Origin of the sequence: Pseudomonas peli (assembly GCF_050563605.1) — a bacterium.
Taxonomy (GTDB): domain Bacteria; phylum Pseudomonadota; class Gammaproteobacteria; order Pseudomonadales; family Pseudomonadaceae; genus Aquipseudomonas; species Aquipseudomonas peli_A.
In genome coordinates this window covers 1-26,927 of sequence record NZ_JBNXUH010000030.1, presented here as the reverse complement: position 1 = coordinate 26,927, position 26,927 = coordinate 1, and the positions used below count along the sequence as shown (strand labels likewise).

25 protein-coding genes and 2 pseudogenes are annotated in these 26,927 nt (G+C 61.3%); 18 read left to right on the top strand and 9 right to left on the bottom strand.

Features of this window, described 5'->3' with window-relative positions:
• The first annotated feature begins 14 nt into the window (after positions 1-14).
• From ACQ4LH_RS20215 to ACQ4LH_RS20195, 5 genes are all read left to right on the top strand, one after another.
• Positions 15-932, top strand: a complete 918-nt coding sequence (locus ACQ4LH_RS20215) for an AAA family ATPase (RefSeq protein WP_430698839.1) — start codon at positions 15-17, stop codon at positions 930-932.
• Positions 929-1,885, top strand: coding sequence for a DUF58 domain-containing protein (locus tag ACQ4LH_RS20210; RefSeq protein WP_430698838.1), 957 nt, complete (start codon positions 929-931; stop codon positions 1,883-1,885). Before ACQ4LH_RS20215 ends, ACQ4LH_RS20210 begins: the two co-directional genes overlap by 4 nt.
• Positions 1,882-3,876 carry a transglutaminase TgpA family protein gene (locus tag ACQ4LH_RS20205; RefSeq protein ID WP_430698837.1) on the top strand — a complete coding sequence of 665 codons (1,995 nt, stop codon included), beginning with the start codon at positions 1,882-1,884 and terminating at the stop codon, positions 3,874-3,876. Before ACQ4LH_RS20210 ends, ACQ4LH_RS20205 begins: the two co-directional genes overlap by 4 nt.
• A 69-nt stretch (positions 3,877-3,945) precedes the next feature.
• Positions 3,946-4,716 carry a CHAD domain-containing protein gene (locus tag ACQ4LH_RS20200; protein ID WP_430698836.1) on the top strand — a complete coding sequence of 257 codons (771 nt, stop codon included), beginning with the start codon at positions 3,946-3,948 and terminating at the stop codon, positions 4,714-4,716.
• A gap of 111 nt (positions 4,717-4,827) precedes the next feature.
• Positions 4,828-5,625: an acyl-CoA thioesterase gene (locus ACQ4LH_RS20195; RefSeq protein ID WP_430698835.1), complete on the top strand. Its 798-nt coding sequence runs from the start codon at positions 4,828-4,830 to the stop codon at positions 5,623-5,625.
• Here the strand turns inward: ACQ4LH_RS20195 and ACQ4LH_RS20190 are convergent.
• The 3 genes and pseudogenes from ACQ4LH_RS20190 to ACQ4LH_RS20180 form a co-directional block, all read right to left on the bottom strand.
• Positions 5,622-6,377, bottom strand: a complete 756-nt coding sequence (locus tag ACQ4LH_RS20190) for a methyl-accepting chemotaxis protein (protein ID WP_430698847.1) — start codon at positions 6,375-6,377, stop codon at positions 5,622-5,624. The genes ACQ4LH_RS20195 and ACQ4LH_RS20190 overlap by 4 nt on opposite strands.
• Positions 6,378-6,491: 114 nt before the next feature.
• Positions 6,492-6,653 (bottom strand): annotated as a pseudogene (locus ACQ4LH_RS20185) (HAMP domain-containing protein); the annotation flags it as partial.
• Between the two features lie 549 nt (positions 6,654-7,202).
• A complete protein-coding gene (locus tag ACQ4LH_RS20180) occupies positions 7,203-8,021 on the bottom strand; it encodes a TatD family hydrolase (RefSeq protein ID WP_430698834.1) in 819 nt (272 codons plus the stop codon).
• Between the two features lie 235 nt (positions 8,022-8,256).
• Between ACQ4LH_RS20180 and ACQ4LH_RS20175 the strand changes: the two genes are divergently transcribed.
• Together ACQ4LH_RS20175 and ACQ4LH_RS20170 are read left to right on the top strand one after the other, a co-directional pair.
• Entirely contained in the window at positions 8,257-9,642 is a 1,386-nt protein-coding gene (locus tag ACQ4LH_RS20175; protein WP_430698833.1) for a transglycosylase SLT domain-containing protein, read from the top strand.
• A 126-nt stretch (positions 9,643-9,768) separates the two neighbouring features.
• Complete coding sequence (locus ACQ4LH_RS20170; protein WP_090253443.1) at positions 9,769-10,203, top strand: DoxX family protein; 435 nt, start codon at positions 9,769-9,771, stop codon at positions 10,201-10,203.
• A 51-nt stretch (positions 10,204-10,254) separates the two neighbouring features.
• On the opposite strand, the gene ACQ4LH_RS20165 is transcribed toward ACQ4LH_RS20170, so the two are convergent.
• Together ACQ4LH_RS20165 and ACQ4LH_RS20160 are read right to left on the bottom strand one after the other, a co-directional pair.
• The gene (locus ACQ4LH_RS20165) at positions 10,255-11,280 is read right to left on the bottom strand and encodes a lipase secretion chaperone (protein WP_430698831.1); all 1,026 of its coding nucleotides are present in this window, start codon (positions 11,278-11,280) and stop codon (positions 10,255-10,257) included.
• Positions 11,281-11,355: 75 nt separating this feature from the next.
• Positions 11,356-12,300 carry a triacylglycerol lipase gene (locus tag ACQ4LH_RS20160; protein WP_430698830.1) on the bottom strand — a complete coding sequence of 315 codons (945 nt, stop codon included), beginning with the start codon at positions 12,298-12,300 and terminating at the stop codon, positions 11,356-11,358.
• A gap of 544 nt (positions 12,301-12,844) precedes the next feature.
• Between ACQ4LH_RS20160 and ACQ4LH_RS20155 the strand changes: the two genes are divergently transcribed.
• The 3 genes from ACQ4LH_RS20155 to ACQ4LH_RS20145 all read left to right on the top strand — a co-directional run bounded on the left by ACQ4LH_RS20155 (position 12,845) and on the right by ACQ4LH_RS20145 (position 16,020).
• On the top strand, positions 12,845-13,153 hold the full coding sequence (locus ACQ4LH_RS20155) for a class I SAM-dependent methyltransferase (protein ID WP_430698829.1): 309 nt from the start codon (positions 12,845-12,847) through the stop codon (positions 13,151-13,153).
• Positions 13,154-13,227: 74 nt separating this feature from the next.
• Positions 13,228-14,715: a polyphosphate:AMP phosphotransferase gene (pap, locus tag ACQ4LH_RS20150; protein WP_430698828.1), complete on the top strand. Its 1,488-nt coding sequence runs from the start codon at positions 13,228-13,230 to the stop codon at positions 14,713-14,715.
• Positions 14,716-14,835: 120 nt separating this feature from the next.
• The gene (locus ACQ4LH_RS20145) at positions 14,836-16,020 is read left to right on the top strand and encodes a thiolase family protein (RefSeq protein ID WP_430698827.1); all 1,185 of its coding nucleotides are present in this window, start codon (positions 14,836-14,838) and stop codon (positions 16,018-16,020) included.
• 75 nt (positions 16,021-16,095) lie between these two features.
• On the opposite strand, the gene ACQ4LH_RS20140 is transcribed toward ACQ4LH_RS20145, so the two are convergent.
• The 4 genes from ACQ4LH_RS20140 to ACQ4LH_RS20125 all read right to left on the bottom strand — a co-directional run bounded on the left by ACQ4LH_RS20140 (position 16,096) and on the right by ACQ4LH_RS20125 (position 19,680).
• Positions 16,096-16,305: a DUF6316 family protein gene (locus ACQ4LH_RS20140; RefSeq protein ID WP_339411010.1), complete on the bottom strand. Its 210-nt coding sequence runs from the start codon at positions 16,303-16,305 to the stop codon at positions 16,096-16,098.
• A 237-nt stretch (positions 16,306-16,542) separates the two neighbouring features.
• The gene (locus ACQ4LH_RS20135) at positions 16,543-17,163 is read right to left on the bottom strand and encodes an NAD(P)H-dependent oxidoreductase (RefSeq protein WP_304863674.1); all 621 of its coding nucleotides are present in this window, start codon (positions 17,161-17,163) and stop codon (positions 16,543-16,545) included.
• Positions 17,156-18,550, bottom strand: coding sequence for a class II fumarate hydratase (locus ACQ4LH_RS20130; RefSeq protein WP_430698826.1), 1,395 nt, complete (start codon positions 18,548-18,550; stop codon positions 17,156-17,158). The genes ACQ4LH_RS20135 and ACQ4LH_RS20130 overlap by 8 nt, the downstream gene beginning before the upstream one ends.
• A 119-nt stretch (positions 18,551-18,669) precedes the next feature.
• A complete protein-coding gene (locus tag ACQ4LH_RS20125) occupies positions 18,670-19,680 on the bottom strand; it encodes a DUF2804 domain-containing protein (RefSeq protein WP_430698825.1) in 1,011 nt (336 codons plus the stop codon).
• On the opposite strand from ACQ4LH_RS20125, the gene ACQ4LH_RS20120 reads away from it, so the two are divergent.
• The 8 genes and pseudogenes from ACQ4LH_RS20120 to ACQ4LH_RS20085 all read left to right on the top strand — a co-directional run bounded on the left by ACQ4LH_RS20120 (position 19,667) and on the right by ACQ4LH_RS20085 (position 26,895).
• Positions 19,667-19,810, top strand: a complete 144-nt coding sequence (locus ACQ4LH_RS20120) for a hypothetical protein (RefSeq protein WP_430698824.1) — start codon at positions 19,667-19,669, stop codon at positions 19,808-19,810. The genes ACQ4LH_RS20125 and ACQ4LH_RS20120 overlap by 14 nt on opposite strands.
• A gap of 135 nt (positions 19,811-19,945) precedes the next feature.
• Positions 19,946-20,446 (top strand): DUF2059 domain-containing protein, encoded by a 501-nt coding sequence (locus ACQ4LH_RS20115; protein WP_090253470.1) that lies wholly within the window; start codon positions 19,946-19,948, stop codon positions 20,444-20,446.
• Between the two features lie 12 nt (positions 20,447-20,458).
• Positions 20,459-20,752 carry a BolA family protein gene (locus ACQ4LH_RS20110; RefSeq protein WP_430698823.1) on the top strand — a complete coding sequence of 98 codons (294 nt, stop codon included), beginning with the start codon at positions 20,459-20,461 and terminating at the stop codon, positions 20,750-20,752.
• 165 nt (positions 20,753-20,917) lie between these two features.
• The gene (locus ACQ4LH_RS20105) at positions 20,918-21,856 is read left to right on the top strand and encodes a rhodanese-related sulfurtransferase (RefSeq protein ID WP_430698822.1); all 939 of its coding nucleotides are present in this window, start codon (positions 20,918-20,920) and stop codon (positions 21,854-21,856) included.
• 2 nt (positions 21,857-21,858) lie between these two features.
• Positions 21,859-22,491 carry a DsbA family protein gene (locus tag ACQ4LH_RS20100; protein ID WP_430698821.1) on the top strand — a complete coding sequence of 211 codons (633 nt, stop codon included), beginning with the start codon at positions 21,859-21,861 and terminating at the stop codon, positions 22,489-22,491.
• Positions 22,484-24,262, top strand: coding sequence for an ABC transporter ATP-binding protein (locus ACQ4LH_RS20095; RefSeq protein WP_430698820.1), 1,779 nt, complete (start codon positions 22,484-22,486; stop codon positions 24,260-24,262). The genes ACQ4LH_RS20100 and ACQ4LH_RS20095 overlap by 8 nt, the downstream gene beginning before the upstream one ends.
• A gap of 354 nt (positions 24,263-24,616) precedes the next feature.
• Entirely contained in the window at positions 24,617-25,699 is a 1,083-nt protein-coding gene (gene hppD, locus ACQ4LH_RS20090) for a 4-hydroxyphenylpyruvate dioxygenase (RefSeq protein ID WP_430698819.1), read from the top strand.
• Positions 25,700-25,754: 55 nt separating this feature from the next.
• Positions 25,755-26,895, top strand: a pseudogene (locus ACQ4LH_RS20085) (homogentisate 1,2-dioxygenase).
• Positions 26,896-26,927: the final 32 nt, after the last annotated feature.

The following is a 26,927-nucleotide window of genomic DNA, read 5'->3' as shown; positions in this document are numbered from 1 at the left end:
ATAAGGAGTGAGCGATGCGCACGAAACTAGATGCCTGCCTGGATTCGGTCAATCAGGTGGTACTGGGTAAGGAACCACAGGTCCGCCTGGCCATGACCTGCCTGCTGGCGCGTGGTCATCTGCTGATCGAAGACTTGCCCGGCATGGGCAAAACCACCCTCAGTCATGCCCTGGCCAAGGTGCTGGGCTTAAGCTTTCAGCGCATTCAGTTCACCTCCGACCTGCTGCCCGGCGACATTCTCGGCACCTCGGTGTTCGACAAGGACACCGGACAATTTATCTTCCACCCGGGGCCTATTTTCGCCGAGCTGGTGCTGGCCGATGAGATCAACCGCGCCACGCCGAAAAGCCAGAGTGCGCTGCTTGAAGCCATGGAGGAGGGCCAGGTGACCATCGAAGGCGCGACCCGGCCGCTGCCCGAGCCGTTCTTTGTAATCGCCACGCAGAACCCGGTCAGCCAGGGCGGCACCTTCGCTTTGCCCGAGTCGCAGCTGGACCGATTCTTGATGCGTCTGTCCCTCGGTTACCCCGGCAAGGCTGCGGAAAAAGCCCTCCTTCTGGGCGATTCACGGCGCTCCTTGCTGCCCACTCTGCCAGCGCTGCTGGATCACGCTGAACTGGCCCTGCTGCAGGCCGAAGTACCGAAAGTGCGCGCCAGCGATGCGCTGATCGACTATGTGTTGCGCCTGGTCGATGCCACCCGCACCCAGCCGCAGTTTGCTTGGGGTCTGTCGCCTCGGGCCAGCCTGGCGCTGCTGGCAGCGGCGCGGGCCTGGGCCTTCCTTGCCGGGCGTGATTATGTGATTCCGGAGGACGTACAGGCCGTGCTGCCTTCGGTGGTCGGCCACCGTCTGTGCGAGCGCGCCGACCCTGCCGGGCATGGCGCCGGCAGCCTGGTGCAGTGGTTGCTGCGTGAGGTGCCGGCGCTTTGATCGCCCAGCTCAGACCGCGCTGGAACCGCTGGCTGGCCCGGCGTATTCCGGCTGCCGCCAGCGTGCGCCTGAATCAGCGACGGATCTTTATCATCCCCAGCCGGGTCGGTGCGGCTTTTATGCTGGCGCTGTTGTTGATGCTGCTGGCGGCGATCAACTACCAGAACAGCCTGGCTTATGGCCTGACCTTTCTGCTGGCATCAGTGTTTGTCGTTGCCATTCTGCACACCTACCGCAACCTGGCCGGGCTGATCCTCAAGGCGGGCAGCGCACCGGCGGTGTTTGTCGGCGAGCCGGCCGGTTTTCGCGTGCGTCTGGAAAGCAGCCAGCGGCCCCATCAGGCCGTCAGCCTGGGCTGGCCGCCGGCCGAATTGCAGACGCTGGATGTGCCAGCCGAGGGCGTGAGCGAGTGCCTGCTAAACCTGCCGGCGTTGCAGCGCGGCTGGCTGCACCCCGGTCGTCTGCGCGTCGAGAGTCGCTTTCCGTTGGGCATTCTAGTGGCCTGGAGCTGGGTTGATCTGGATCAGCGCGTACTGGTTTATCCACGGCCCTTGCCCGGTGATCTGCCGCTGTCCGCTGGCGTCAGCGAGGATCAGGACGAGGAGGGAAGCCGCCCCCATGGGCAGGGTGTGGACGATTATCAGGGCCTGAAGAACTATCAGCCCGGCGACTCCAAACGCCGCCTGCACTGGAAAGCCTATTCCCGTGGCCAGGGTTTGCTGGTTAAGGACTTTGCCTCGATCACCGGGCGTGACCTGTACCTGGATTTCGAGGCATTGGCCGGCGATGTCGAAACCCGTCTGTCGCTGCTCTGCCACTGGGTGCTGCAGCTCTCCGAGCGTCAGCAACCCTTTGCTCTGAGCCTGCCTGGCCAGGTGCTGGGCGCCGATAGCGGCGAGCTGCACCGGGATGCCTGCTTGCGTGCCCTGGCACTATTCGGGTGGGCGCCATGAGCCGGGTTACGGCGATTCCGCGGATCAGTCTGACCTGGCTGCTGGTGGCGCAGGTGCTGGTGATCATTCCTCATCTGAGTCATTTGCCGCTGTGGATCATCGGCCTGTGGCTGGGCAGCGCGGCCTGGCGCATTCAGATTTTCCGCATGCGCGCGCGTTATCCGAATGCCTGGGCCAAGGGCGGTTTGATGTTGGCCGCAGCGCTTGGGGTGTTTCTTTCCCGCGGCAGCCTGATCGGTCTGGATGCCGGTGTGGTGCTGCTGATCGCGGCGTTCGTGCTCAAGCTGCTGGAGATGCGCACGCGGCGTGATGCGCTGGTGCTGATCTTTCTCGGCTTCTTTGTGGTGGTCACCGCCTACCTGTTCGATGACAGCATGCTGATGGCGTTCTACAGCCTTTTGCCGGTCACCGCCTTGCTCGCCGCCCTGATTGGTTTGCAGCAGAGCAGCCTGGCCGCGCAGCCGTGGCCGACCGCGCGTCTGGCCGGCGGGCTGCTGCTGCAGGCGCTGCCGGTGATGTTGCTGCTGTTTGTGTTCTTCCCGCGCATGGGCCCGTTATGGTCCTTGCCGGTACCGAATGACAAGGCCACCACGGGCCTCTCGGATAGCATGGCTCCGGCTGATATTGCCGACCTGAGCCGCTCCGCTGCCCTGGCGTTTCGCGCCAGCTTCAACGGCGAAACGCCGCCGCGCAGTGAGTTGTACTGGCGCGCGCTGACCCTGGATCGCTTCGACGGGCGGCGTTGGTCGCAATCCAATTACGCTGAATTTGGTCCCGGCGCACAGTGGCAGAAACGTGGCGAAGCGCTGAGTTACAGCATCGTGATGCAGCCCAGTACACAGCGCTGGCTGTTTGCCCTGGATGTGGCCGAAACCACACTGGAGCAGACTCGGCAGATGAGCGATTTCCGTCTGCAGCGTCGGCAGCCGGTGGATCGCTCGCTGATCTATCAGGCCACCTCTTGGCCCGATGCGCTGCGCGAGCCGCAACTGCCTCCAGAAACCCTACGCCGTGCGTTGCAGTTGCCGGAGCAAGGCGAGCCGCGCAGCCGCGCCTGGGCTGAGCAGCTCAAGCGCGAGCATCCGCAGCCCGAGCAGCTGGTGCAGGCGCTGCTTAGCCACTTCAACCTTGAGCCCTTTGCCTACACCCTGCGCCCGCCAACGCTGGGGGAGAACAATATCGATGATTTCCTTTTCGAAACCCGCAGCGGCTTCTGTGCCCACTACGCAGGGGCCATGACCTATGTACTGCGCGCTGCGGGCATCCCGGCCCGGGTGGTGGCCGGTTATCAGGGCGGTGAGTACAACCCGTCTGGCAACTATGTGCAGGTGCGTCAGTTTGATGCCCATGCCTGGGTCGAGTACTGGCAAGAGGGGCAGGGCTGGGTCAGCGTCGACCCGACGTTCCAAGTGGCGCCCGAGCGCATCGATATGGGCCTGGAAGAGGCCCTGGCCGGTGAGCAGAGTTTTCTCGAAGACTCGCCTTTCTCGCCGTTGCGCTATCGCAACCTCAGTTGGCTGAATGAGTTGCGCCTGGCCTGGGACAATATCAATTACGGCTGGCAACGTTGGGTGTTGGGCTACCAGAGCCAGCAGCAGCTGGAGTTTCTCCAGCGCTGGTTGGGGCGGGTGGATGCCCAGTCGCTGGTGATCGGTTTGGTCGGTGGCGGGGCGCTGCTGCTGGGTTTGCTATCACTCTGGCTGTTCAAGCCCTGGCAGCGAGAGCGTGATGTGCAGCAGCGGCTGTTCCGTCGTTTCGAGGGTTTGCTAGCGCGCCATGGCGTGCCGCGCAAACCCGGCGAAGGTCCGCGCGACTATGCGGCGCGGGCTGCTTTGCAGATGCCGGCCCAGGCGCAAGCGATTGGCAACTTTGCAGCCGCGTTCGAGGCGCAGCGTTATGCCGGGCAAACGCTTTCGGCGGCTCAGTTGCGTCAGCATCTGAAGGCACTGCGGCGGGCATTGCCTTGGCGGCTTACCCGTTTGGACTCATAGCGACTATTGGCCACTTGTGGCTAAGCAATAAGCGCATAAGCTGGGGAGCAATTTCACAGGAGTGATGCGATGCAAGGCTTGATGGATGAGGTACAGCAGCACGTACTGCGCATACAGGTGCGCTTGTTTGCCTGCCGTGAACGGCTGCTGGCGGGCACCGACGATGAGGCTTTGCATGATCTGCGCATCGCCTTGCGTCAATTGCGCAGCCTGTTGCGGCCGCTGTCTTCGGTCGCGGCCTGTGCCGATCTGCAGCAGCGTGCTGCCGAGCTGGGCCGCTTGACCGGCCCGCTGCGTGACCTTGAGGTGTTGCAGGGGCACCTGCTGCAGCAAGGGCTTGATAGTGCCGCACAATCACGTCAGCCACTGTTGCTACAGGGTTATAGCCGACTGCTCGGCAGTGCGCCGTTGGCGCAGTTGCTCCACGCTCTGGACATCTGGCCACAGGAGTGGCGAGACGCAGCTAGCAATGGACAACTGAGCGACCTGCAAAAGTTGATCAGGCAGCGCCTACGCAAGGATCGCAAGCGTTTGGCGCAGGCGCTGCTTGATCCCGCCCATGACCGTCATCGCCTGCGCTTGTTGGTCAAGCGCCTGCGCTATGCCTCCGAAGCCTATCCGCAGTTGGCGAAAATGTCTGGGCACACGCGTATGCAGCTTAAGCAGGCGCAGTCGACGCTGGGTGATTGGCACGACCACTGGCAGTGGCTGCTGCGCGCCGAAGCCGAGACGGATTTACAGCCTTGCGTGCCGGCTTGGCGAGAAGCGATGCAGAGTGCCGAGCAGCAGGCCGATCTGGCCCTGCAGGCATTGACCGCAGGTTTTGCTCGCACTCAGTAACTGAGTTGGCTGAAAAGTCGTTATACCTTCGGCTTGTTTGGCCGAAATGTCGTGTCATTCATCGCTGCCTTTGCCCTAAGATCACCCGCATCTACAGATTTCGAGGTGGTTATGGGCTTTTCCGAGTTACTTCAGGCCGTGCGCGACAACCCGCAGGCGGTGCTGATTCCCGCGCAGTGGGGGCAGGGCCGCGCCAGTTTTGGCGGCTTGGTGGCTGCGTTGGTGTACGAGGCCATGCGTGCTCAAGTCCCTAGCGGGCGACCGCCGCGTTCCTTGGCAATTACCTTTGTAGGCCCTGCCGCGCCGGATGTGCCGGTGAGTTTTGAAGTGGAAGTGCTGCGCGAAGGCAAAGCTGTCAGCCAGGTGCTGGGCCGGGCGATACAGGACGGTCAGGTGGTGACCCTGGTGCAGGGCAGCTTCGGCGCCGGACGTGAGTCGCGCATCGCCGTGCAGGCCGATCCCGCGCCGCAGGCCAAGGCGGTGGAGGATTGCCCGGAGCTGCCGTATATCCCCAACGTCACCCCCGAATTTACCCGTTACCTGGCGATGCGCTGGGCGTTTGGCGGCATGCCTTTTACCAATAACCCTTCGCGGGAAATGGGCGGTTGGGTGCGCCTGCGTGATCAAGGCAGCGCCGAGCCTGCCAATGAGGCCCATCTATTGGCGTTGGTGGATGCCTGGCCACCTGCGGTGTTGCCGCACCTGAGCGCGCCGGCGCCGGGCAGCTCGCTGACCTGGACCATCGAATTTGTGCAGCCGATGAGTGAGTTGAGCACTCTGGATTGGTGCCTGTACCGCGCGCAAATCGAACATGCCCGTGATGGTTACGGCCATGTTGCGGCTGCGCTGTGGTCACCGGCCGGTGAGTTGCTGGCGATTAGCCGTCAGACCGTGGCGGTATTTGGCTAGAGCTTGAGCTGGCGAATCGCCTTGTTCAGCTCGCCAGCCAGGTTGGCCAGGTCGGCGCTGGTAACGGCCGATTGACCAGTCTGGCCGACGGTCTGTTCGGTCACATCGCGGATGCGGATCACCGCGCGGTTCATCTCTTCGGCCACCTGGCTCTGCTGCTCGGCCGCCACAGCGATCTGCGTATTGCTTTGACGCATAAGCGCCACTGACTCGGTGATGGCGACTAGCGCCTGGCCGGCTTCACCGGCCTGCTTGACGCATTCATCGGCCTTGATCGAGCTGTCCTGCATAAAGTCCACGGCATCACGGGTGCCGCTTTGCAGGGTATTGATCATCTGGGTGATAAGGTCGGTGGAGTCCTGCACGCGCTTGGCCAGGTTGCGCACTTCATCGGCGACCACGGCAAAACCGCGGCCCATCTCGCCGGCGCGGGCGGCCTCGATGGCTGCGTTTAGCGCCAGCAGGTTGGTCTGCTCGGCGATGCCGTGAATCTCACTGACCACGCCGCCGATCTTCTGGCTGTCGACTGCCAGCTGTTCGATCATCTGCGCGGTCTGCTGCACACCGCTGGACAGCCCGGAAATCGACAGGCTCACGCGGTTGACCGCCTGCTGGCCGCTCTGCGCCAGGTGCTCTGCGGTTTTCGACTGATCGCGGGTGTCGGCCGTGTGTTCGGCAATATGGTGCACGGTGGCGGACATCTCATTGATCGCCGTGGCCGCCTGTTCGGTTTCACTCTGCTGCTCAAGCATGCCCTGGCGCACACCGCGCATATTGCCGGCCAGGCGTTCGGCGCCTTCATCCAACTGCGCCGCCGACTTGGCGACAATGCCGACCACCCGCTGATAACCGGCCTGCATGGCATTAAAGGCGCTGGCCATCTGGCCCACTTCATCCTTGCAGTCCAGCGGTACGCGGGCGCTGAGGTCACCGCTTTTTTCCACCTGCAGCATCACGTCCTTGAGGGTGTTGAGGTGGCTGAGCAGAAAGCGAATCAGCAACTGTGAGGCCGCCAGCAACAGCAGCATCAAGAGCGCGACGACCAGGGCATAGCTCGGTGCACGGTCGAAAAACACTTCGGTCAGGCTCGGCGCCAAAGCGGTGACGGCCAGGCGTTGACCGTCTTCACGGACAATAACTTCGGCGCCGATCAGCCCATCGCTACCGTTTAAATCGACCCAACCACGTGCGTTGGCCAGAGCGTTGCCCTGATTGTCTGGTAGGCGTGGCGTCTGCCCGCTTGCAAAGCTCAGCAGGTTGCTTGCGCTTGGCAAAGCCTGTTCCTGCGGCCATTGGCTTAATAAGCGTGCCTGTTGCTGCACAGCCTGTTTAGCAGCGTCGTGATGCACCTGTTGTTCCAGCTGCAGCGCATAGAGCACCAGCAGCAGCGTGGTAAAGAACGCCACGGCATTTACGGCCCAGAATTTGTACTTCAGGGAAAGGTCGCTGATCCAATGGCCCATGCAGGTGTCTCATGTGAGGTGAAGGCTTGGCAAAGTGCCAGTAGTGTCGCTCAGCCTCACAGTGGATCTATTGATCCTTATCAACAAGCCAGCCCGCATCGCATTACTGGGCGATTAGCTGGCTGCTCCTTTGAACTCGGGGAGATTGAAGAAGGCCCGGGCCGCAGCGCTGGTATGGGCTGCCAGTAGCTGTTCGGTTTCACCACGGTGCAGCGCCACTTCACGCAGTACCTCAACGAGAAAGGCCGGCTCGTTACGGCCGTTTTTCGGTTTAGGCCGTAGGCTGCGCGGCAGCAGGAAGGGCGCATCACTTTCCAGCATCAGGCGGCCGACGGGAATCGCCTTGACCAGGGAGTGCAAATGCGTGCCGCGGCGCTCGTCGCAGATCCAGCCGGTGATGCCGATATGCAGGTCCTGATCTAGGTAGTTGAACAGCGCGCGCTTTTCCCCGGTGAAACAATGCACCACGGCCGCTGGCAGCTGGTCGCGGAAATGCCGCAGGATCGCCAGCAGGCGTTCGTCGGCATCGCGCTCATGCAGGAACACCGGTAGTTGCAGCTCGACCGCCAGAGCCAGCTGTTCTTCCAGCACCTGCTCCTGCTGCGGACGAGGCGAGAAGTCGCGATTGAAGTCCAGCCCGCATTCGCCCACGGCACGCACTCTAGGGTCGGCCAGCAGGGCCTTGAGCTGCGCATGGCTGTCGCTGTTCCAGCTGCTGGCGTCGTGGGGGTGAATACCGGCTGTACTGAACAAATGTTCTGCGCTGTCATCCAGCTGCCGGCACAGCTCCAGGGCGTGCTCACTTTCCGTCAGGCTGGTGCCGGTCAACAGCATTTGCTGGATGCCTGCCGCGTAAGCGCGAGCGAGGAGTGCTTCGCGTTGTTCGGCAAAGCTTGGGTGAGTCAGATTGACGCCGATGTCGATGAGTTGCATGGTGCTACCTGCTGAATTGATTGAGCAGCATAACAGAGCTTTTTTAATAGATTAAAAGCTAACAAATACAGCTACTTAAAGCTTGAACATGATGTTGTGTGTGATTGCTGGCTGGCATCCATGGGCGGGCTGTGCGAACCTCCGCGCCCCGCGCGAGGGGTCAGTTGCCTTCTACGCAGCCTGTTCAGACGAGCCGCTGCACTGATCTATCGGTCGATTCTGCCCTGGAGCCTTGATGTTGCGAGTGCTGTTCACCTGCTGCCTATTGCTGCTGTCTTGCACAGCGGTGGCGCGCGTGGCTGGCCCGCTGGAAGTCGAGCAACCCAAGGCCGCCCGTGATCTGGCGAGCATCCGCAACAGTGGTGAATTGCGCGTGCTGGTCAATCAGAGCCGCAATAGCTCAGGCGAGGTCAAAGGCCAGAGCATCGGCGTCGAGTACCAGCGCATGCGCGCCTTCGAGCAGTACCTCAATCGCAACTCGCGCGATGGCCGCACACTCAAACTGAAGATCATTCCTCGCGCTAAGGATCAGCTGCTGGCTGCCTTGCAGCGTGGTGAAGGCGATCTGGTCGCCCCCGGTGAGCTGCTGAATATGCCGCGCGGCAGCAAGCTCAGCGCCAGCGCGGCCATCCGCAGCAATGTGCCGATGATCATCGTCGCCAAACAGGGTAACCGGCGTTACCAGAACCTCGAACAGCTCTCCGGGCGTAGCTTGGCCTTGCCCGCGGGCAGCGTGGCGGGGGAAGCGGTGCGGGCGGTCAACCAGCGTCTGATCGACAGCAAGCGTTCGCCGATTATCGTCGAGTGGGTCGACCCCAGCCTGGCAGTCGAGGACGTGCTGGAAATGGTCCAGGCCGGCATCTTCAGTGTGACGGCAGTCGAGCAGCCGATTGCCGAGCGCTGGGCCAAGGTGATGCCCAAGCTGCGTCTGGATCGTCACCTGCAATTGACCAACGACGGTGATATGCGCTGGTACGTGCGCCGCGACACGCCAATGCTCGGCGCGAGCATCGACCGCTTTCTCAAGGGTTACCGCGACCCGGCGGATCAGGATGCGGCGTTCCAGCGTGTCTACCGGCGGTTGTACAAGGTGCATTACCCGCTGGGCCGCACCGAACGCCAGCGCCTGGAAAAAGTGCGCCCGGTGCTGCAGCGTTATGCCAACCAGCATGATTTCGACTGGCTGGCCCTGGCTGCTGTGGCCTTCAAGGAGTCGACCCTTAACCCCGCCGCGCGCGGGGCCGGTGGCGCCACGGGGCTGATGCAGATCACCCCGGCTGCCGCACGCAGCGTTGGCGTGAGCAATATCAGCGTGCTGGATAACAATGTGCAGGCCAGCGCCAAGTACCTGGCGATGATTCGCCGCAACTACTTCAACAGCCCGCAGCTCAATGAGCGCGAGCGCATGGCCTTTATCCTGGCCGGTTACAACATGGGCCCGCAAAGGGTCCAGAGCCTGCGGGCGGAAGCGCGCAGGCGCGGCCTGAATCCCAATCAATGGTTCTTTCAGGTGGAGCGGGTGGCGATGGAGCAGATGGGCATGGGCGTGGTCAGCTATGTGAATAGCGTGAATAAGTACTACCTTGCTTATGATCGTGAGCGCTATCTGCTGGAGCCCTAGCGCGCAGGTTGAGAATGTCGATTTATTAGTTTATTCGATATTTTAAAGCGATTTAATCCGCTTTAAATATTGGCTAATTGGTTTAATCTTCACTCCATCAACTCCCCACTACAAGGACTGCTGCACATGAACGCTCTGATCAAATCTGTTGTTGCTACTCAAGCTGGCTACGGCCTGACCGTGCTGCGCATCATCGCCGGCATCACCTTTGCCGCCCACGGCGCGCAGAAGCTGTTTGGCTGGTTTGGCGGTTACGGCCTGGAAGGCGTAGGCCAGTGGATGGAAAGCATCGGCCTGGCGCCGGGCTACTTGTTGGCACTGATGGCCGGCAGCGCTGAGTTCTTTGGTGGTATTGCCTTGATCATAGGTCTGCTGGCGCGCCCAGCTGCAGCGGTGCTGGCGGTGACCATGGTGGTGGCGATTGCCACTGTGCACCTGGCCAACGGCTTCTTTATGAGCAACAACGGTTATGAGTTTGCTCTGGCCCTGCTGGCCATCAGCGTAGCGATCCTGATTGAAGGTGCTGGCAAGCTGTCGCTGGACAAGCGCATCGCTGGTTAAGCGACTCGGCAGCAGCCAGTAAAAAGCCCACTTCGGTGGGCTTTTTGCATTTCAGGGCTGGGGCTTGTTGTGCGTCGCCAGCTGTTCGGCGGCTTCCAGGCGCAGTTGTTCGCGCTCGTCGAAGTTCTCCGCGGCCAGTTGGGCAATGGCCGCGCGTTTGTCGCTGGCGCTCATGCCGGGGTTGTTTTCGATGGCGGCTTTTTCAGTGCTGTACTGGGCGATGCGCTTTTTCCAGGTTTGCCGCTGCTGGTCGAGCACTTCGAGGCGCTGGGTGGCTTCGGCGCCGACCAGTTGCTGGCGCAGCTGGCGGATCTGTTCCGGTTTGGCGCCGGCAGCCTGCAACTGTGCGGTCTGCTGGCGCAGTTCGTTCTGCAGTTGCGGCAGCACGGTGTCCTGCATCTCGGCGGGCAGACTGTTGCGCAGTTGGTCAACGGCGGCGGCTTTGCCGGCATCGTCCAGCTGGCTGTTATGCAGAATCGCCAGGCGTTGCAGGGTGAACTGGTTGTAGGCCTCTTCGCGGGCAAAGAACGCCTGCTGCGTTTGGCTATCGAAGATGCGCGCACGTAAGGCCTGTACGGCTGTCTCGCGCTGACGCAGGGCATCCAGGTTGGCCATCTGCGGCAGATCACGTTCGAGCAGCACCAGCTCGCGTTTGTAGTCGAGGTACTGGTTAAGCAGCGCCAGGGCTTGCTCCCGGGCATTGGCCGGCAGTTGTGCGGCGATGTAAGCGCGCAGCCGTTCGACACTGGTACGCAGTGGCTCTTCACCCACTGCAGCAAGGAAATAATCGAAGATCCGCCGAATGTCTTCGCTGATCAGCAGGTTGCCATCGGCATCCAGGCGAAAGACGCCATCCACCGTGGTGCCGCCGAATGAGGCGGGCAGGGTTTTTAATGGATCGGCCGCGTTCTTCGGCTTGTGCTGGGTTTGATTGGCGGGCACTGAATACGCGCTTTCGACGGCAGGCGCCGGCGTATCAGCGCCGAGCTGCGCTGGAATATCCACGGGTTGCAGGTACAGCGCGAGGGCCAGGCAGGCGGCGAACAATAACGGGGACAACAACAGAAGTTTTTTCACAGGCACTCTTCATGCGGGTTTGGCTAGGCGAGGCAGAAGAAACGCCAGGGGCTGTTGCAGCCCCTGGCGAAGCGGTTACAGGCCGTCGTTTTTCAGGCGATTGGCATGCTGGCGATAGACCGTTACCGGGTCGGTCTCGAACAGGCTGGTCAGACCGAGGGTCTGGTTGACCTCGTCGAGGTGGTTCATCCGGTAGTTATCGCGGATCACCTTGCCCATGCGCGAGCTGCAGCGACCGACCAGACCGTCGTTGGCTTCGCCCTTGAAAGTCAGCGCGGTGGCGCCCAGCAGCAGGTCGCTCGGATCAATGATATTGGTCACCGGGCTGGTGCCGCTCCAGGAGTAGTAGCGCACGCCGCCGACGCTGTAGGCGCCTTCACCGCAGGCGCTGGTAGGAATGCCCTGCGGGAACTTGGCGTTGAACCGTGCCGCACCTTGGCTGTTCAGCGACTCCAGGGAGCCCAGCGCGTTCTGTGGGCTGGTGCTGGAACTGCCTGAGAGGAAATTGATCAGCGTGCCGAGGCCGTTGACGATGCCGGCCAGCAAGGTTTCCCCGGCCGAGCCTGGTGGCACCTGACGGATAAAGTCGGCAGTTGCCGAGCCTTTATGCGGCGCACCGACGCTGGTGGCCGAAGCAATCAGGTTGGGGCTGACAGCGGCGACATAGCGAATGGTTGGTCCACCATGGCTATGGCCAATCAGATTGACCTTGGGCTTGCCGCTGATGGCGACGATGTCTTCCACCTGGGCCAGCAGTTCTTCGCCGCGTGCTTCCGAGGTGTTCAGCTGGCTGACTTCTGTGATGTACACGCTGGCGCCGTCGCGGCGAAGCGCTGCAGGAATGCCATACCAGTAATCGACACCAAGGAGGCTGTCGAAACCGAGCATGCCGTGGGCCAGCACGACTGGGTATTTGGTCTGGGTGTAGCCGGAGGAGCCGAACCAGAAAGCATGAGTGTTGCCAGAGGCCAGCAAGCCGGCGCCCAGACAGAGGGCGAGCAGAGTTTTATTGTTGTTCATTGGTGCTCTCGCTAGGGTTGATCGGGCAGTTCAAGGCGCTCCATGCAGCCAAAACGCCCATCCCGTGGCGCGTACATCAGCTCAAGGGTAGTGGCAGAAACCATGCCAGTAGTCGCAAACAGCCGTGTAGCCCTCTGTCACGGGCGATACATCGAAGTTGTGCGCAATCCGGTGCAGGCGCGGTGCCGCGGGTTTGTTACGGGGTGAAACGCTGCGGGTCTGGATTCAGGCCCCAGATGGCGGATCAGCGGCCTGCGAGCCAGCGGTAAAAAGCCAGGTTGGCCGGCCGAATAGGGGTGCCACCAGTCAAAGGTTGGGGTGGTTGGGGATGGCCGCAGGATCGCGCCTTGACAGCTTTGCGCGGGCTTCTCTAGGATGCCAACCCATGCGCCGATTTAAACAGCTACTTGCGGGGCGCCGGGTTACCTGCTGATTGCAGCGCCCTAAGAAGCACTCTTCGGAGGCTTCGAAATTCCGCTAAAGCGCTGGTTCGGTGTCGCCTCTCACCGCTGCCCAGCGGACCCAATGAGGCGGAGACATATCGATGCACTGTCCCCAACCGCTTATTCGCCTGGCCCCGATCACTTCTGGGCTGACCCTGCGCAATCCGAAAATTCTGCTTGGCGGCAGCCACCAGCCAACCCTGTTGCGTTACCTCGACGGCTGGCCCAAACGTTGGCCGGGGCCGCGTACCTTTCTGATCAACTTTGTTCACGATGGTGAATCCCTGGCGCGATTTGCCAGCAATCACTTCGATATGGCGGTGATTGAGGCGCCTGCCGCCGCGCAGCTGGAAGAAACCGTGCGCCAGCTGACGCGCGTGGCCAAGCAGGGGTTGATTACTCGGCGCTGAGTGAATCCCACAACGGCTTGGCCACAGCCACTGCCGATCCGCTAGGCTCAAACGATATTGTCAGGGAGTTGGCTATGTTCGAATCCGCCGAGATCGGCCGCAGCATCGATAAAGAAACCTATGAGGCCGAGGCCCCAGCACTGCGCGAAGCGTTGTTGGAGGCGCAGTACGAGTTGCAGCAGCAAGGGCGTTTTGCCGTGCTTATCCTGATCGATGGCATCGAAGGTGCGGGTAAGGGCGAGACGGTCAAACTGCTCAACGAGTGGATGGATGCCCGGCTGATTCAGGTCAATACCTTCGACCAGCAGACCGATGAGGAGCTGGCCCGTCCGCCGGCCTGGCGCTACTGGCGGCAACTGCCGCCCAAGGGGCGCATTGGCATCTTCTTCGGCAACTGGTACAGCCAGATGCTGCAGGGGCGGGTGCACGGGCGGATCAAGAATGCCGTACTCGATCAAGCCATCGACAGCACCCTGGGGCTGGAGCGCATGCTCTGCGATGAGGGCACGCTGATCTTCAAGTTCTGGTTTCACCTGTCCAAACAGCAGATGAAAGCGCGCCTCAAGGCCCTGCAGGACGACCCGCTGCACAGCTGGCGGATCAGCCCGCTGGACTGGCAGCAGTCGAAGACCTACGACAAGTTTGTGCGGGTCGGCGAGCGTGTACTGCGCCGCACCAGCCGTGATTACGCGCCCTGGTATGTGGTGGAGGGCGTGGATGAACATTACCGCAGCCTGACTGTCGGGCGCATCCTGCTCGATGGCCTGCAAGCGGCGCTGAAGGCGCAAAGCCAGCCGTTGCCACATCCGCACGCCGCGCCGCTGACCTCCAGCCTGGATGAGCGTGGGTTGATCGACAGCCTGGACATGACCCAGGCATTGGACAAGGACAGCTACAACGAGCAATTGGTGATTGAGCAGGCGCGGCTGTCCAGTCTGATGCGTGACAAGCGCATGCGTCGCCATTCGCTGATCGCGGTGTTCGAAGGCAATGATGCGGCGGGTAAGGGCGGGGCGATTCGTCGGGTGATCGGCGCGCTCGATCCCCGTCAGTACCGCATCGTCCCGGTTGCCGCGCCAACCGAAGAAGAGCGCGCGCAGCCCTATCTGTGGCGCTTCTGGCGGCATATTCCGCCGCGCGGCAAGTTCACCGTGTTTGATCGCTCCTGGTATGGCCGGGTGCTGGTGGAACGGGTTGAGGGCTTTTGCAGTACGGGCGACTGGCTGCGCGCCTATGGCGAGATCAATGACTTCGAAGAGCAGCTCAGCGAAGCCGGTGTGGTTCTGGTGAAGTTCTGGCTATCGATCGATCAGCAAACTCAGCTGGAACGCTTCAAGGCGCGCGAGCAGATTCCCTTCAAGCGTTTCAAGATCACCGAAGAAGACTGGCGCAACCGCGATAAGTGGCCGCTGTACCGCGATGCAGTGGGCGATATGGTCGACCGTACCAGCACGGAAATCGCGCCGTGGACGTTGGTGGAAGCCAATGACAAACGCTTTGCCCGGATCAAGGTATTGCGCACCATCAACCAGGCGCTTGAGGCGGCCTTCGCCAAGGGCTGAGCAGCGGCTGCGCATGGGCACGGGATGGTCGCGCATACGGCTGATGAATGATCGTCGCCGAGCGAGATTGCCCGGCTTTATTCTTGTTGGGAACTTAACCCAATAACAATGAGGTGCGACATGCGTGAAGTGGTGATCGTTGACAGCGTACGGACTGGTTTGGCCAAGTCCTTCCGTGGCAAGTTCAATCTGACCCGTCCAGACGACATGGCGGCTCATTGCGTCAATGCACTGCTGGCGCGCACCGGTATCGACCCGGCGCTGGTGGATGATTGCATCGTCGGCGCCGGTTCCAATGAAGGCGCCCAGGGCATGAACATCGGCCGCAACGTGGCCGTGCTGTCCGGCTTGGGCACCAACGTGGCGGGCATGACCCTCAACCGTTTCTGCTCCTCAGGTCTGCAGGCCATTGCGATTGCCGCCAACCAGGTGGCGTCCGGCTGCAGTGATGTGATCGTGGCGGGCGGTGTCGAGTCGATCACCATGACCATGAAAAGTATGAACACGCAGAACCTGTTCAACCCGCTGCTGCAAAAAGACGTGCCGGGTATCTATTACCCCATGGGGCAGACCGCCGAGATCGTCGCTCGCCGTTACAACGTCAGCCGCGAAGCCCAGGACGCCTATGCCCTGCAAAGCCAGCAGCGCACTGCGCGGGCTCAGGCCGAAGGCCTGTTCGACGATGAAATCGTGCCGATGCACGTCAAGTATCAGGTCGAAGACAAGGCCACGGGTGAGAAGAGCATCGTCGACGGCATCGTCGCCCACGACGATTGCAACCGTGCCGACACCACTCTGGAAAGCCTGGCAGCGCTCAAGCCGGTGTTTGCCGATGACGGTTCGGTAACCGCAGGCAATGCCTCGCAGCTGTCCGACGGTGCCTCGATGACCCTGGTGATGAGCCTAGAAAAAGCCATTGAACTGGGCCTCAAGCCGCTGGCGTTCTTTCGTGGCTTTGTTGCCGCTGGTTGTGAGCCGGATGAGATGGGTATTGGTCCGGTGTTCTCGGTGCCAAAACTGCTCAAGGCTAAGGGCCTGAGCGTTGCCGATATCGACCTGTGGGAGCTTAACGAGGCGTTTGCTTCGCAGTGCCTGTACGCGCGTGATCGTCTGGAAATCGACAACGCCAAGTACAACGTCAATGGCGGTTCGATCTCAATCGGCCACCCGTTCGGCATGACCGGTTCGCGCCAGGTAGGCCACCTGGTGCGTGAATTGCAGCGGCGCAACCTGCGCTACGGCATCGTCACCATGTGTGTGGGCGGCGGCATGGGCGCAACCGGGCTGTTTGAAGCGGTGCGTTGATCAGCGTCGCGATAAATGGCAGGCCATAAAAAACCGCGAGTAATCGCGGTTTTTTATTGGCTGGGGTTTGGTGATTCAGAATGCGCGGCTCTCGATGATCTCGTTGGCCTGAATCATTCGACGGATATAAAAGGCAATCTCGCGCTCGGCATCCGTTCGGTTGAAGTAGGGCCCTTCCAGCGTGCCCTCGCGGGTGGAGAAGAAGTATTGGCCGTTGACCGCGCTAACGCGTTCACTGCGGTAGTGGGTGCCGGGGTTATGGTCGATATGGCGTTGGCCGAACATAAATTAACCTCCCGCAAAATGAGCTGCTGAGGTCAGTCTAAACGGCGTTTTTCTGGCTGCATGAAATAACGACAAATGGTCGTTTTTGCCGAAATTCGGCGTCTTTTTCCTGAATTTAATATTTTTTGACGCCAGAACTGTGACCTTGTGTCGCGTGGCCATCAGTACAGTGCCCAGTGTCGCGGCGCTGAGCTATGGCTGTGCCGGTTTTTAGCGCTGCAGATCGTTAGCCGGTTCTCAGGCGCGCACACCCAGTGCTTCGGCGCGGCGTAGCCAGCTTTGGCGCTGTTCCTCGGAAGAGGGACGTACCGGTGCGAATTCGGCCAGACGGCGGGTTTTGATGCCGCTGAAGCCGAGGATGGTGCGGGTCATCTGCCGATGCCCAGGCGCGCCGTAGATCCAGCGGAAGTACCAGGGCGGCGTATCCATGGTCACCAGCAGGTCGGCAGTGCGCCCAGTCAGCAGCTTGTCCCATAGTTGCGAGCGGTTGCGGTACTTGAAGGCAAAACCGGGCAGAAAGGTGCGGTCAAAAAAGCCTTTGAGCAGCGCGGGAATGCCGCCCCACCAGACCGGATAAACGAATACCAGATGCTCGGCCCAGTGTATCTGCCGCTGCGCTTCCAGCAGGTCCGGTTCCAGGGTCTGGCTTTGCTCGTAGCCATCGCGCAGCACCGGGTCGTAGCTCATCTCACCCAGCTTCAGCTGGCGCACTACGTGGCCCTTGCTGCGTGCGCCCTGGGCATAGGCTTCGCCCAGCGCATGGCAGAAACTGCTGTTTTTTGGCGTGCCGAGAATCATCAGGATGCGTTTACCGTCACCTTCCAGTGGTGTTGCGCCGCTCTTTGCCGCTTCACTCATGTTGACCTGCCTCCAGCATGTTTTCGGGACGCACCCAGGCGTCGAATTGTTCATTGCTCAGGTAGCCCAGTTGCAGCGCTGCTTCACGCAGGGTAGTGCCGTCCTGGTAGGCCTGTTTGGCGATCTGTGCGGCCTTGTCGTAGCCAATATGCGGGTTCAGCGCGGTCACCAGCATCAGGCCGCGCTCCAGGTGCTCGGCCATTTTCACTGCATCCGGCTGCAGGCCGGCGACGCAGTGCTGCTGGAAGTTATGGCAGCCGTCCGCCAGCAATCGTATCGATTGCAGCAGGTTGTGAATGATCACCGGTTTGAACACGTTGAGTTGCAGATGCCCCTGGCTTGCGGCAAAGGCAATCGTGGTGTCGTTACCGAGAACCTGGCAAGCCAGCATCGACAGCGCCTCGCATTGGGTTGGGTTGACCTTGCCCGGCATGATCGAACTGCCAGGCTCATTGGCCGGCAAACGCACCTCGGCAAAACCTGCGCGCGGACCGGAGCCCAATAAACGCAGGTCATTGGCAAGCTTCATAAGGGCGACTGCCAGGGTTTTCAAGGCGCCCGATAGCGCCACCAGCGGTTCATGGCCAGCCAGTGCGGCAAATTTGTTCGGTGCACTGACTAGCGGCAGGCCACTCAAGGCGGCCAGCTCGGCGGCCATGGCTTCGGCAAAGCCTTGCGGTGAATTCAAACCGGTGCCGACTGCCGTGCCGCCTTGGGCCAGTTCGCAAACTGCCGGCAGGGCTGCCTGGATGGCCCGCTCGGAGTAGCCCAGCTGCGCGACAAAGGCCGACAGCTCTTGGCCGAAGGTCATCGGTGTGGCGTCCATCATATGGGTGCGGCCGGTCTTGAGCAGGCGCGCATGGCGCTCGGCCTGCTCCTGTAAACCGTCACGCAGCTCACGTACGGCGGGTAGCAGCTGCTGTTGCACAGCCTGCACGGCGGCGATATGCATGGCGGTGGGGAAGCTGTCGTTGGAGCTTTGCGCGCGATTGACATGATCGTTGGGGTGCACCGGCGTCTTGCCGCCACGGCCGCTGCCGGCCAGTTCGTTGGCGCGGCCGGCGATCACTTCATTGACGTTCATATTGCTCTGCGTGCCGCTGCCGGTCTGCCAGACCACCAGAGGGAATTGCTCATCGTGCTGACCGGTCAATACCTCGTTGGCCGCTTGCTCTATCAGTCGGGCGAGGTCGGCCGGCACTTCACCGATACGCTGATTGACCCGCGCGGCGGCCTTCTTGATCAACGCCAGGGCATGCACAACCGGCAAGGGCATACGTTCCTGGCCGATGGCGAAATTGACCAGCGAGCGCTGGGTCTGCGCGCCCCAGTACGCCTCATCAGGTACTTCGATGGGGCCCAGGCTGTCGGTTTCAGTGCGGCTCATTGCGGCTCTCCTGACGGTTGCGCGTGCAGCAAACGGACTGCCGGGCCGGCGATTGCCAGCCTAGCCGTATCTCAGCTTAGGTCGCTATGCATCAACAGAGGTTCAACTGCCGGGGGCAACTACCAGCGGGCGCGGGTTTCACCGAGCCAGCCGAGGGCGTTGTTGACCGGCACGCGCTCACCTTCCGGGCCGCGCAAAACCCCCTCGAAATGCCCGAACCACTGCTGCGTGTCAGCATAGAACGGCCCGAGCCGGCGGTAGGCCTGGTGGCGTTGGCGTGGGGTGAAGGTCAGGTTGACGTTGTCATTCGTGCTGCGCAGCTGCCAGGGAGCCAGCGGGTTGTGCGGTGCCTGGGTGATGGAGATGGGTGTATCCAGGTGCTGCAGTTCGCCGCCAAACCACAGGGTGTTCTCGGATAGGCCGCTGTGGTCTGTCCAGCCAGAGCCGAAGTTGCCGGCGATACCACCCGGCGCGGCGAAGGCAGCGCGGGTCCAGTGGCTGTTGAGCGGCCAGACGCCACGGCCGAAATCCAGCGAGGCAAAGCTTTGCCCGGTGACGCAACTGTAATGCTGCTTACCCAGCTGCACGCTGCCGCTGCAGGGCAGGCCCAGCTGCCGACTGGTGGCATGAAAGCTATGTGGACCGAGCGGGGCGACCAGATTGACCGAATCCAGGTGGGCAGGGCGCTGAATATCCAGGGCGACTTGCAGCGCTTGGCCGCCAATGTCCGGTGCATTGATGGTGATGCGGGTACGCCCGGTGTGTTCAGCCACGCGCAGTTGCAGGCGTGGGTGGTTGAATTCGTGGCTTGCCTGCGGCTGGTCTGGCAGGTCACAGCCACGGCCGAATAGGCGGTACTGGCTGTAGGCGACGGCTTGGCCGCTTTGCAGATCGAGGAAGTAGGCGGCGGCGTAACCCAGGTAGTCGAGGTCGGCCTGGGTAAACGACAGCATCCACTGCGGGGTGGTGATGCACCAATGGTTCCAGCGTTTGCGCCGGCCGAAGTGCCCAGGTATCGCGCAATCGATCATCGGTCTGGGCGACCAGCCGATGGCTTGCGGGTTAAGCAGGCCGTGGCTGTCGCATAGCGCGATGGCGGCAAGAGGCTCTGGATGAGTGAAACTGTTCATCGACACGTCCATGTGTGTGCTGGCGCCTAGCCTTGTGGGCGGCGGCACGCTGAAACAGAAGATGGCTTATCTTGTCGAGCATGCACAGGCGTTGGCCTGCTCGGCAAGTGCTGGCATTTTGGCCTTTTAGCAAGCAGTGCGCCAGTGCACAGTTGTAGTGTGAGTTGATCGACGCGGCTCACTTACTTGAGTGTGACAAGCGCTTGGGCACAAAATGCCGACAATTGAGTCCAACAGGACTCATTCCCTTCCTCAGGAGTAGTACATGTCACGTTTACCTGCCTTTTGCGCTGCCCTAATACTGACGTGCGGTAGTGCTCAGGTGCTCGCCGATGCCAAGAGCCACGCCGCCGATGCCGAACGCTTCCTACTGCTAGCCCGCGCCGACAAACTGGCTGTACCGGTGTATGCCCAGGTGCAGCAGATGTTTGCCCAGCGTTTTGCCGAAAGCAATGCGCCGCAGAGCGAGAAGGCTGTGCTGGAAACCTACCAGGCCCAGGCCAATGCGGCCCTTGAACAGGCCGTGGGTTGGGACAAACTCAAGCCAGATATGGTCAAGCTCTACACCAGCAACTTCAACGAGCAGGAAATGAAGGACCTGATCCGTTTCTACGAGTCGCCGCTGGGCAAGAAGGTTCTGGAAAAAATGCCGACGCTGACCGCACAGTCGGCGCAGCTGACTCAGGGCAAGCTGGAAGCAGCCGTACCCAAGGTTAACCAGCTGCTGGCGGAAATGACCACCAAACTGACTCCGAAGAAGCCCTGAGTGACAGTGCCAATGCCGAAAATTGATTTGTTGCAGGCCGCTCTGGCGAACCTGCAACCCCAGCATCTCGATGTGCTGGATGAAAGCCATATGCACAGCCGGGGGCTGGAAACCCATTACAAGGCGGTGATCGTCAGCGAGCAGTTCGCCGGCCTGAATGCAGTCAAACGCCACCAGAAGGTCTATGCCGCCGTAGGTGAGCTGATGGGCCAGATCCATGCCCTGGCGCTGCATACCTACACGCCCGATGAGTGGTCGCAGCAGGGTGTGGCTCCGGCTTCGCCGACCTGCAAGGGCGGCCACTGAGGCAATTCGCCTCTACACGGTTTACCTCAAGGGCAGTAAACTGCGCACCCCGCCGGCCTAGCGCCGGCGGTTTTGTTTGTGGTCCTCCAGCCTGGCAAAGCCGCTGCTGGTCACGTTTGTATCCCGGTCCGCCCTTTACGTGGGCGACTACTGAAGGATTTGCTTATGACTGACAAGATCGTTGTCGCCGCGCTGTATAAATTCGTTTCCCTGCCGGACTTCCACACCCTGCGCGAGCCTCTGCTGCAGGCCATGCTGGATAACGGTATCAAAGGCACCTTGCTGCTGGCTGAAGAAGGCATCAATGGCACCGTATCTGGCTCGCGTGCTGGTATCGATGGCCTGATGGCTTGGTTTGGTCTGGACCCGCGTCTGGCCGATATCGACCACAAGGAATCCTATTGCGATGAGCAGCCGTTCTATCGCACCAAGGTCAAGCTGAAGAAGGAAATCGTCACCCTGGGCGTTCCCGGCGTTGACCCGAACCAGAAGGTCGGCACCTACGTCGAGCCCAAGGACTGGAATGCCCTGATCTCTGACCCCGAAGTGCTGCTGATCGATACGCGCAACGATTACGAAGTGTCGATTGGCACCTTCGAGGGCGCGGTAGACCCGAAAACCAAGTCGTTCCGCGAGTTTCCCGACTACATCAAGGCGCACTTCGACCCGGCCAAGCACAAGAAGGTCGCGATGTTCTGCACCGGAGGCATCCGCTGCGAGAAGGCCTCCAGCTATATGCTCGGCGAGGGCTATGCCGAGGTCTATCACCTCAAGGGCGGCATCCTCAAGTACCTCGAAGAAGTGCCGCAGGAAGAGACCAAGTGGCAGGGCGACTGCTTCGTTTTCGATAACCGGGTTACTGTGCGTCACGACCTGAGCGAAGGTGATTACGACCAATGCCACGCATGCCGCACGCCGGTGTCGGTGGAAGATCGTCAGTCCGAGTTCTACACCCCGGGCGTGAGTTGCCCGCATTGCTGGGACTCGCTGCCGGAGAAAACCCGCGCTGGCGCCCGCGAGCGTCAGCGCCAGATCGAACTGGCCAAGGCACGTAATCAGCCGCACCCGCTGGGCTACAACCCCCGACAATCGCGCGAGGCTTAAGCATGCAAGCACGCCTGCTCTATGTGATGGACCCGATGTGTTCATGGTGCTGGGGCTTTGCTCCGGTGCTCGAGTCCCTCGCCGAGCAGGCCGCTGCGGCCGGGGTTGGCCTGCAGCTGGTGTTGGGCGGTTTGCGCCGTGATGGCGTGGCCATCGATGCTGCCGCCCGCGTGCGTTACCTGGGCTACTGGCAGGCGGTAAATGCCAGTACCGGTCAGCTATTCAACTTCAATGCCGGTTTGCCCGAGGGTTTGGTCTACGACACCGAACCAGCCTGTCGTGCCCTAGTCACGGCCCGCAGCTTGGCGCCTGAGATGGTCTGGCCGCTGGCTCAGTTGATCCAGCGTGCGTTCTATACCGAAGGCGTGGATGTCACCCGCGCCAGTGTGTTGGTGGAGTTGGCCGAGCGCGCCGGGATTCCGCGCATCGTATTTGCCGAAGCCTTTGACAGTGCCGCACAACGTGCCGCCACTGCAGCGGACTTCAGCTGGACCCAGGATCTGGGCATTGCCGGCTTTCCAACCCTGCTCGCTGAGCGCAACGGCCAACTGGCGCTGCTGACCAACGGCTATCAACCCCTGGATGTGCTGCAGCCCTTGCTTGCGCGCTGGCTGGAGCGGGTTGCCCATGCCTGATCGTTTGAGTTGGGCGGAAGTTCGTCGGCTGGCCCTGCACCACAAAAAAGCCCTGATCCTGGCCAACCTGGTCGCCGTGCTGGCCACCCTGTGCAGTGTGCCGATCCCGCTGTTGCTGCCGCTGCTGGTCGACGAGGTGTTGCTCAACGACGGTGACGCCGCGCTCAAGGTGATGGACAACTTCCTGCCGGGGCAATGGCAAACCGCCGCCGGCTATATCGGCCTGATGCTGGTGCTGACTTTTTTTCTGCGCGGTGGCGCGCTGATCTTCAACGTGCTGCAGGCGCGGCTGTTTGCCCGCTTGTCGAAGGACATCGTTTACCGCATCCGCATTCGCCTGATTGAGCGGCTCAAGCGGATTTCCCTCGGCGAATACGAAAGCCTCGGTGGTGGCACGGTGACCACTCACCTGGTTACCGATCTGGATACCCTCGATAAATTTGTCGGTGAAACCCTGAGCCGCTTTCTGGTGGCCGTGCTGACCTTGGCCGGCACCTCGGCGATTCTGATCTGGATGCACTGGCAGCTGGCGCTGCTGATCCTGTTGTTCAACCCGCTGGTGATCTACGCCACGGTGCAGCTGGGCAAGCGGGTCAAGCACCTGAAAAAGTTGGAGAACGATAGCACCTCGCGCTTTACCCAGGCGCTGACCGAAACCCTCGAAGCGATTCAGGAAATACGCGCCGGCAACCGCCAGGGCTTCTTTCTCGGTCGCCTCGGTGGCCGCGCCAAGGAAGTGCGCGACTACGCCGTCGCCTCGCAGTGGAAGACTGATGCTTCGAACCGCGCCAGCGGTCTGCTATTCCAGTTCGGCATCGACGTGTTCCGCGCCGCGGCCATGCTTACCGTGCTGTTCTCGGATCTGTCGATCGGCCAGATGCTCGCGGTGTTCAGTTACCTGTGGTTTATGATCGGCCCAGTCGAGCAGCTGCTCAGCCTGCAATATGCCTTCTACGCCGCCGGTGGCGCGCTAACGCGGATTAACGAGCTGCTAGCGCGCAAGGATGAGCCGCAATACATCGGGCGCGTCGATCCGTTCAAAGGCCGCGACACCGTGGGCATCGAAGTCAGTGGTTTGACCTTTGCCTATAACGACGAGCCGGTGCTTAACCAGCTTAATCTGAGCATCGCCCCAGGCGAGAAGGTCGCCATCGTCGGCGCCAGCGGCGGCGGCAAGAGCACCCTGGTGCAGTTGCTGCTTGGGCTGTATACGCCGCAGGCCGGGACCATTCGTTTTGGCGGCAGCAGCCAGGAAGAGATCGGTCTGGAAGGTGTGCGTGAGCACGTCGCGGTGGTGCTGCAGCATCCGGCGCTGTTCAACGATACGGTGCGCGCCAACCTGTGCATGGGCCGGGAGCGGGGCGATGACGCCTGCTGGCGTGCCCTGGAGATTGCCCAGCTGGCCGACACCATTCGCGGCTTGCCGCAAGGTTTGGACAGCATTGTCGGCCGCTCCGGCGTGCGCCTCTCCGGTGGCCAGCGTCAGCGTCTGGCGATAGCCCGTATGGTCTTGGCCGAGCCGAAAGTGGTGATTCTGGATGAAGCCACCTCGGCCCTGGACGCCGCCACCGAATACGCCCTGCATCAGGCGCTCAACCAGTTCCTGCATGGCCGCACCACGTTGATCATCGCTCACCGCCTGAGTGCGGTTAAGCAGGCTGATCGAGTGTTGGTGTTCGACGGCGGCAGCATCGCCGAAGACGGCGGCCACCAAGAGTTGATTGCCGAAGGTGGGCTCTACGCCAAGCTCTACGGCCATCTGCAGCACTAGCAAAGCATTAACCGCATCGTTATTACGCGGGCATGGCCGGCTCCTACGTCCGGTGTTTCCCCGTAGGAGCGGGCCATGCCCGCGATTTGTTGTGGGTTTCAATCAGGCCTGAGTCCCTGCGGCCTCGCACCTGGCAGTTAAATCGACCGCTTTGTAAATTTATCGTTACGCATGGTGGGTGCTTTCGGTCAGCATTTCCGCTGTTTCTCTAGCTGTATTAAAAACTTGCCGAAAGCCTTGGCCAAGCCTGGGGCAGGGCGCTCTGGGCCGGCTTGTTAGCGGGCCTGCGCTCGGTTGTTATGAGGTCAATCCCGCTGACGCAGCGGCTGATCAAAACAACAACGAGGAGGCGCAATGAACGCCGTGAACAAGATCGAACAGCACAACCCTATCGGTACCGACGGCTTCGAGTTCGTTGAATACACCGCGCCGACTCCGGAAGGCATCCAGCAGCTGCGTGAGCTGTTCACTGCCATGGGCTTTACCGAAACCGCCAAGCACCGCTCGAAAGAGGTCTGGCTGTTCCAGCAGAACGACATCAACTTCGTGCTTAACGGCAGCCCTAGTGGGCATGTGCGCGAGTTCGGTCTGAAGCACGGCCCGAGTGCCTGCGCCATGGCTTTCCGCGTGCAGAACGCCGCTCAGGCCGCCGCTTATGTAGAGTCCCAGGGTGCCAAGCTGGTGGGTAGCCACGCCAACTTCGGCGAACTGAACATTCCCTGCGTCGAGGGCATCGGCGGCTCCTTGCTGTATCTGGTGGACCGCTTCGGCGACAAGACCATCTACGACGTCGACTTCGAATATATCGAAGGCCGCACACCGAATGACAATTCGGTTGGCCTGAAAGAGCTGGATCACCTGACCCACAACGTCAAACGCGGGCAGATGGATGTGTGGTCGGGCTTCTACGAGCGCATCGCCAACTTCCGCGAAATCCGCTACTTCGATATCGAAGGCAAGCTTACCGGCCTGCTGTCGCGTGCTATGACCGCGCCGTGCGGCAAGATCCGTATCCCGATCAACGAGTCGGCCGACGACAAGTCGCAGATTGAAGAATTTATCCGCGAGTACCAGGGCGAGGGCATCCAGCATATCGCTCTGAGCACCGAGGATATCTACGCCACCGTGCGCCAGCTGCGCGCCAATGGCGTGGATTTTATGGTCACGCCGGGCACTTACTACGACAAGGTCGATACCCGTGTGGCCGGGCATGGCGAGCCGAGCGATGTGCTGCGTGAGCTGAATATCCTGATCGACGGCGCGCCGGGCGATGACGGCATCCTGCTGCAGATTTTCACCAATACTGTGATTGGCCCGATCTTCTTCGAGATCATCCAGCGCAAGGGCAACCAGGGCTTTGGCGAGGGCAACTTCAAGGCGCTGTTCGAGTCCATCGAGGAAGACCAGATCAAGCGCGGCGTGATTTCCGCGGACTGATAGCGGGTTCGGCCCCGCGACCGGGGCCGGGTTCATCCCACGATGGAGTTCTGTTATGAGCCGTAACTGGATCAGTTTTCCCCTGCGTGAAGGCGAGTGTTCGCGCCAGGCGCACTGCGACTTTCCCGAAGGTACCTATGAGCGCGAGATGGGTCGCGAGGGCTTCTTCGGGCCTACGGCGCACCTGCACCACAAGCATCCACCCACTGGCTGGATCGACTGGCAGGGGCCGCTGCGCCCGCATGCGTTCAACTTCAATGATATTTCCAGCGAGCGTGATTGCCCGCTGGCCGCACCGCTGACCCTGCATAACAGCGATGTGAAGCTGCGCGTGTGGAAAACCCACGGCGCCATGCGTCATCTAGTGCGCAACGCCGATGGCGATGACCTGCTGTTTATCCATGAGGGGGCAGGGCACTTTTACTGCGACTTCGGTCACCTGAGCTACCGCGACGGCGATTACCTGCTGATTCCGCGTGGCACCGCCTGGCGCATCGAGGCCAGCGAGCCGACCTTTATGCTGCTGATCGAAAGCACCGACGGCGCCTATCAGCTGCCGGACAAGGGCCTGCTCGGCCCGCAGGCGATCTTCGACCCGGCAGTGCTCGATCATCCGCGTATCGATGACGCTTTCAAGGCCCAGCAGGACGAGAACACCTGGCAGATCCGCATCAAGCGCCGTGGCCAGATCAGCACCGTGACTTACCCCTACAACCCGCTGGATGTGGTCGGCTGGCATGGCGACAACACCGTGGTGCGTCTCAACTGGCGCGATATTCGCCCGCTGATGAGCCACCGTTATCACCTGCCGCCGTCGGCGCACACCACCTTCGTGGCCAATGGTTTTGTGATCTGCACCTTTACCCCGCGCCCAGCAGAAAGCGACCCCGGCGCGCTGAAGGTGCCGTTCTATCACAACAACGATGACTACGACGAAGTGCTGTTCTACCACCGGGGCAACTTCTTTAGCCGCGACAATATCGAGCAGGGCATGGTCACCCTGCACCCGTGCGGCTTCCCCCATGGCCCGCACCCTAAGGCATTGAAAAAGGCGCAGACCGATCCGGCGACCTTTATCGATGAAGTGGCGGTGATGATCGATACCCGCCGCGNCCCTGGAAGTTGGCGAAGCCGCCGCCGGGGKGGATGTTCCCGAATATGTGAATTCCTGGCGTGCGCCGGGCAAGGAATCCTGATGAAACTCGCATCACTGCAGCAAGGCCGCGAC

Bases quoted from the DNA above. Each gene is read 5' to 3' on its own strand.
- ACQ4LH_RS20135 (WP_304863674.1), bottom strand. From the start codon at position 17,163: ATGAGTGAAGCGGCAAAGAGCGGCGCAACACCACTGGAAGGTGACGGT.
- ACQ4LH_RS20105 (WP_430698822.1), top strand. From the start codon at position 20,918: ATGACTGACAAGATCGTTGTCGCCGCGCTGTATAAATTCGTTTCCCTG.
- ACQ4LH_RS20160 (WP_430698830.1), bottom strand. From the start codon at position 12,300: ATGAACAACAATAAAACTCTGCTCGCCCTCTGTCTGGGCGCCGGCTTG.
- ACQ4LH_RS20110 (WP_430698823.1), top strand. From the start codon at position 20,459: ATGCCGAAAATTGATTTGTTGCAGGCCGCTCTGGCGAACCTGCAACCC.
- ACQ4LH_RS20100 (WP_430698821.1), top strand. From the start codon at position 21,859: ATGCAAGCACGCCTGCTCTATGTGATGGACCCGATGTGTTCATGGTGC.
- ACQ4LH_RS20175 (WP_430698833.1), top strand. From the start codon at position 8,257: ATGTTGCGAGTGCTGTTCACCTGCTGCCTATTGCTGCTGTCTTGCACA.
- ACQ4LH_RS20095 (WP_430698820.1), top strand. From the start codon at position 22,484: ATGCCTGATCGTTTGAGTTGGGCGGAAGTTCGTCGGCTGGCCCTGCAC.
- ACQ4LH_RS20145 (WP_430698827.1), top strand. From the start codon at position 14,836: ATGCGTGAAGTGGTGATCGTTGACAGCGTACGGACTGGTTTGGCCAAG.
- ACQ4LH_RS20200 (WP_430698836.1), top strand. From the start codon at position 3,946: ATGCAAGGCTTGATGGATGAGGTACAGCAGCACGTACTGCGCATACAG.
- ACQ4LH_RS20195 (WP_430698835.1), top strand. From the start codon at position 4,828: ATGGGCTTTTCCGAGTTACTTCAGGCCGTGCGCGACAACCCGCAGGCG.
- ACQ4LH_RS20140 (WP_339411010.1), bottom strand. From the start codon at position 16,305: ATGTTCGGCCAACGCCATATCGACCATAACCCCGGCACCCACTACCGC.
- ACQ4LH_RS20115 (WP_090253470.1), top strand. From the start codon at position 19,946: ATGTCACGTTTACCTGCCTTTTGCGCTGCCCTAATACTGACGTGCGGT.
- ACQ4LH_RS20190 (WP_430698847.1), bottom strand. From the start codon at position 6,377: ATGCTTGAGCAGCAGAGTGAAACCGAACAGGCGGCCACGGCGATCAAT.
- ACQ4LH_RS20215 (WP_430698839.1), top strand. From the start codon at position 15: ATGCGCACGAAACTAGATGCCTGCCTGGATTCGGTCAATCAGGTGGTA.
- pap (WP_430698828.1), top strand. From the start codon at position 13,228: ATGTTCGAATCCGCCGAGATCGGCCGCAGCATCGATAAAGAAACCTAT.
- ACQ4LH_RS20205 (WP_430698837.1), top strand. From the start codon at position 1,882: ATGAGCCGGGTTACGGCGATTCCGCGGATCAGTCTGACCTGGCTGCTG.
- ACQ4LH_RS20125 (WP_430698825.1), bottom strand. From the start codon at position 19,680: ATGAACAGTTTCACTCATCCAGAGCCTCTTGCCGCCATCGCGCTATGC.
- ACQ4LH_RS20130 (WP_430698826.1), bottom strand. From the start codon at position 18,550: ATGAGCCGCACTGAAACCGACAGCCTGGGCCCCATCGAAGTACCTGAT.
- hppD (WP_430698819.1), top strand. From the start codon at position 24,617: ATGAACGCCGTGAACAAGATCGAACAGCACAACCCTATCGGTACCGAC.
- ACQ4LH_RS20180 (WP_430698834.1), bottom strand. From the start codon at position 8,021: ATGCAACTCATCGACATCGGCGTCAATCTGACTCACCCAAGCTTTGCC.
- ACQ4LH_RS20170 (WP_090253443.1), top strand. From the start codon at position 9,769: ATGAACGCTCTGATCAAATCTGTTGTTGCTACTCAAGCTGGCTACGGC.
- ACQ4LH_RS20155 (WP_430698829.1), top strand. From the start codon at position 12,845: ATGCACTGTCCCCAACCGCTTATTCGCCTGGCCCCGATCACTTCTGGG.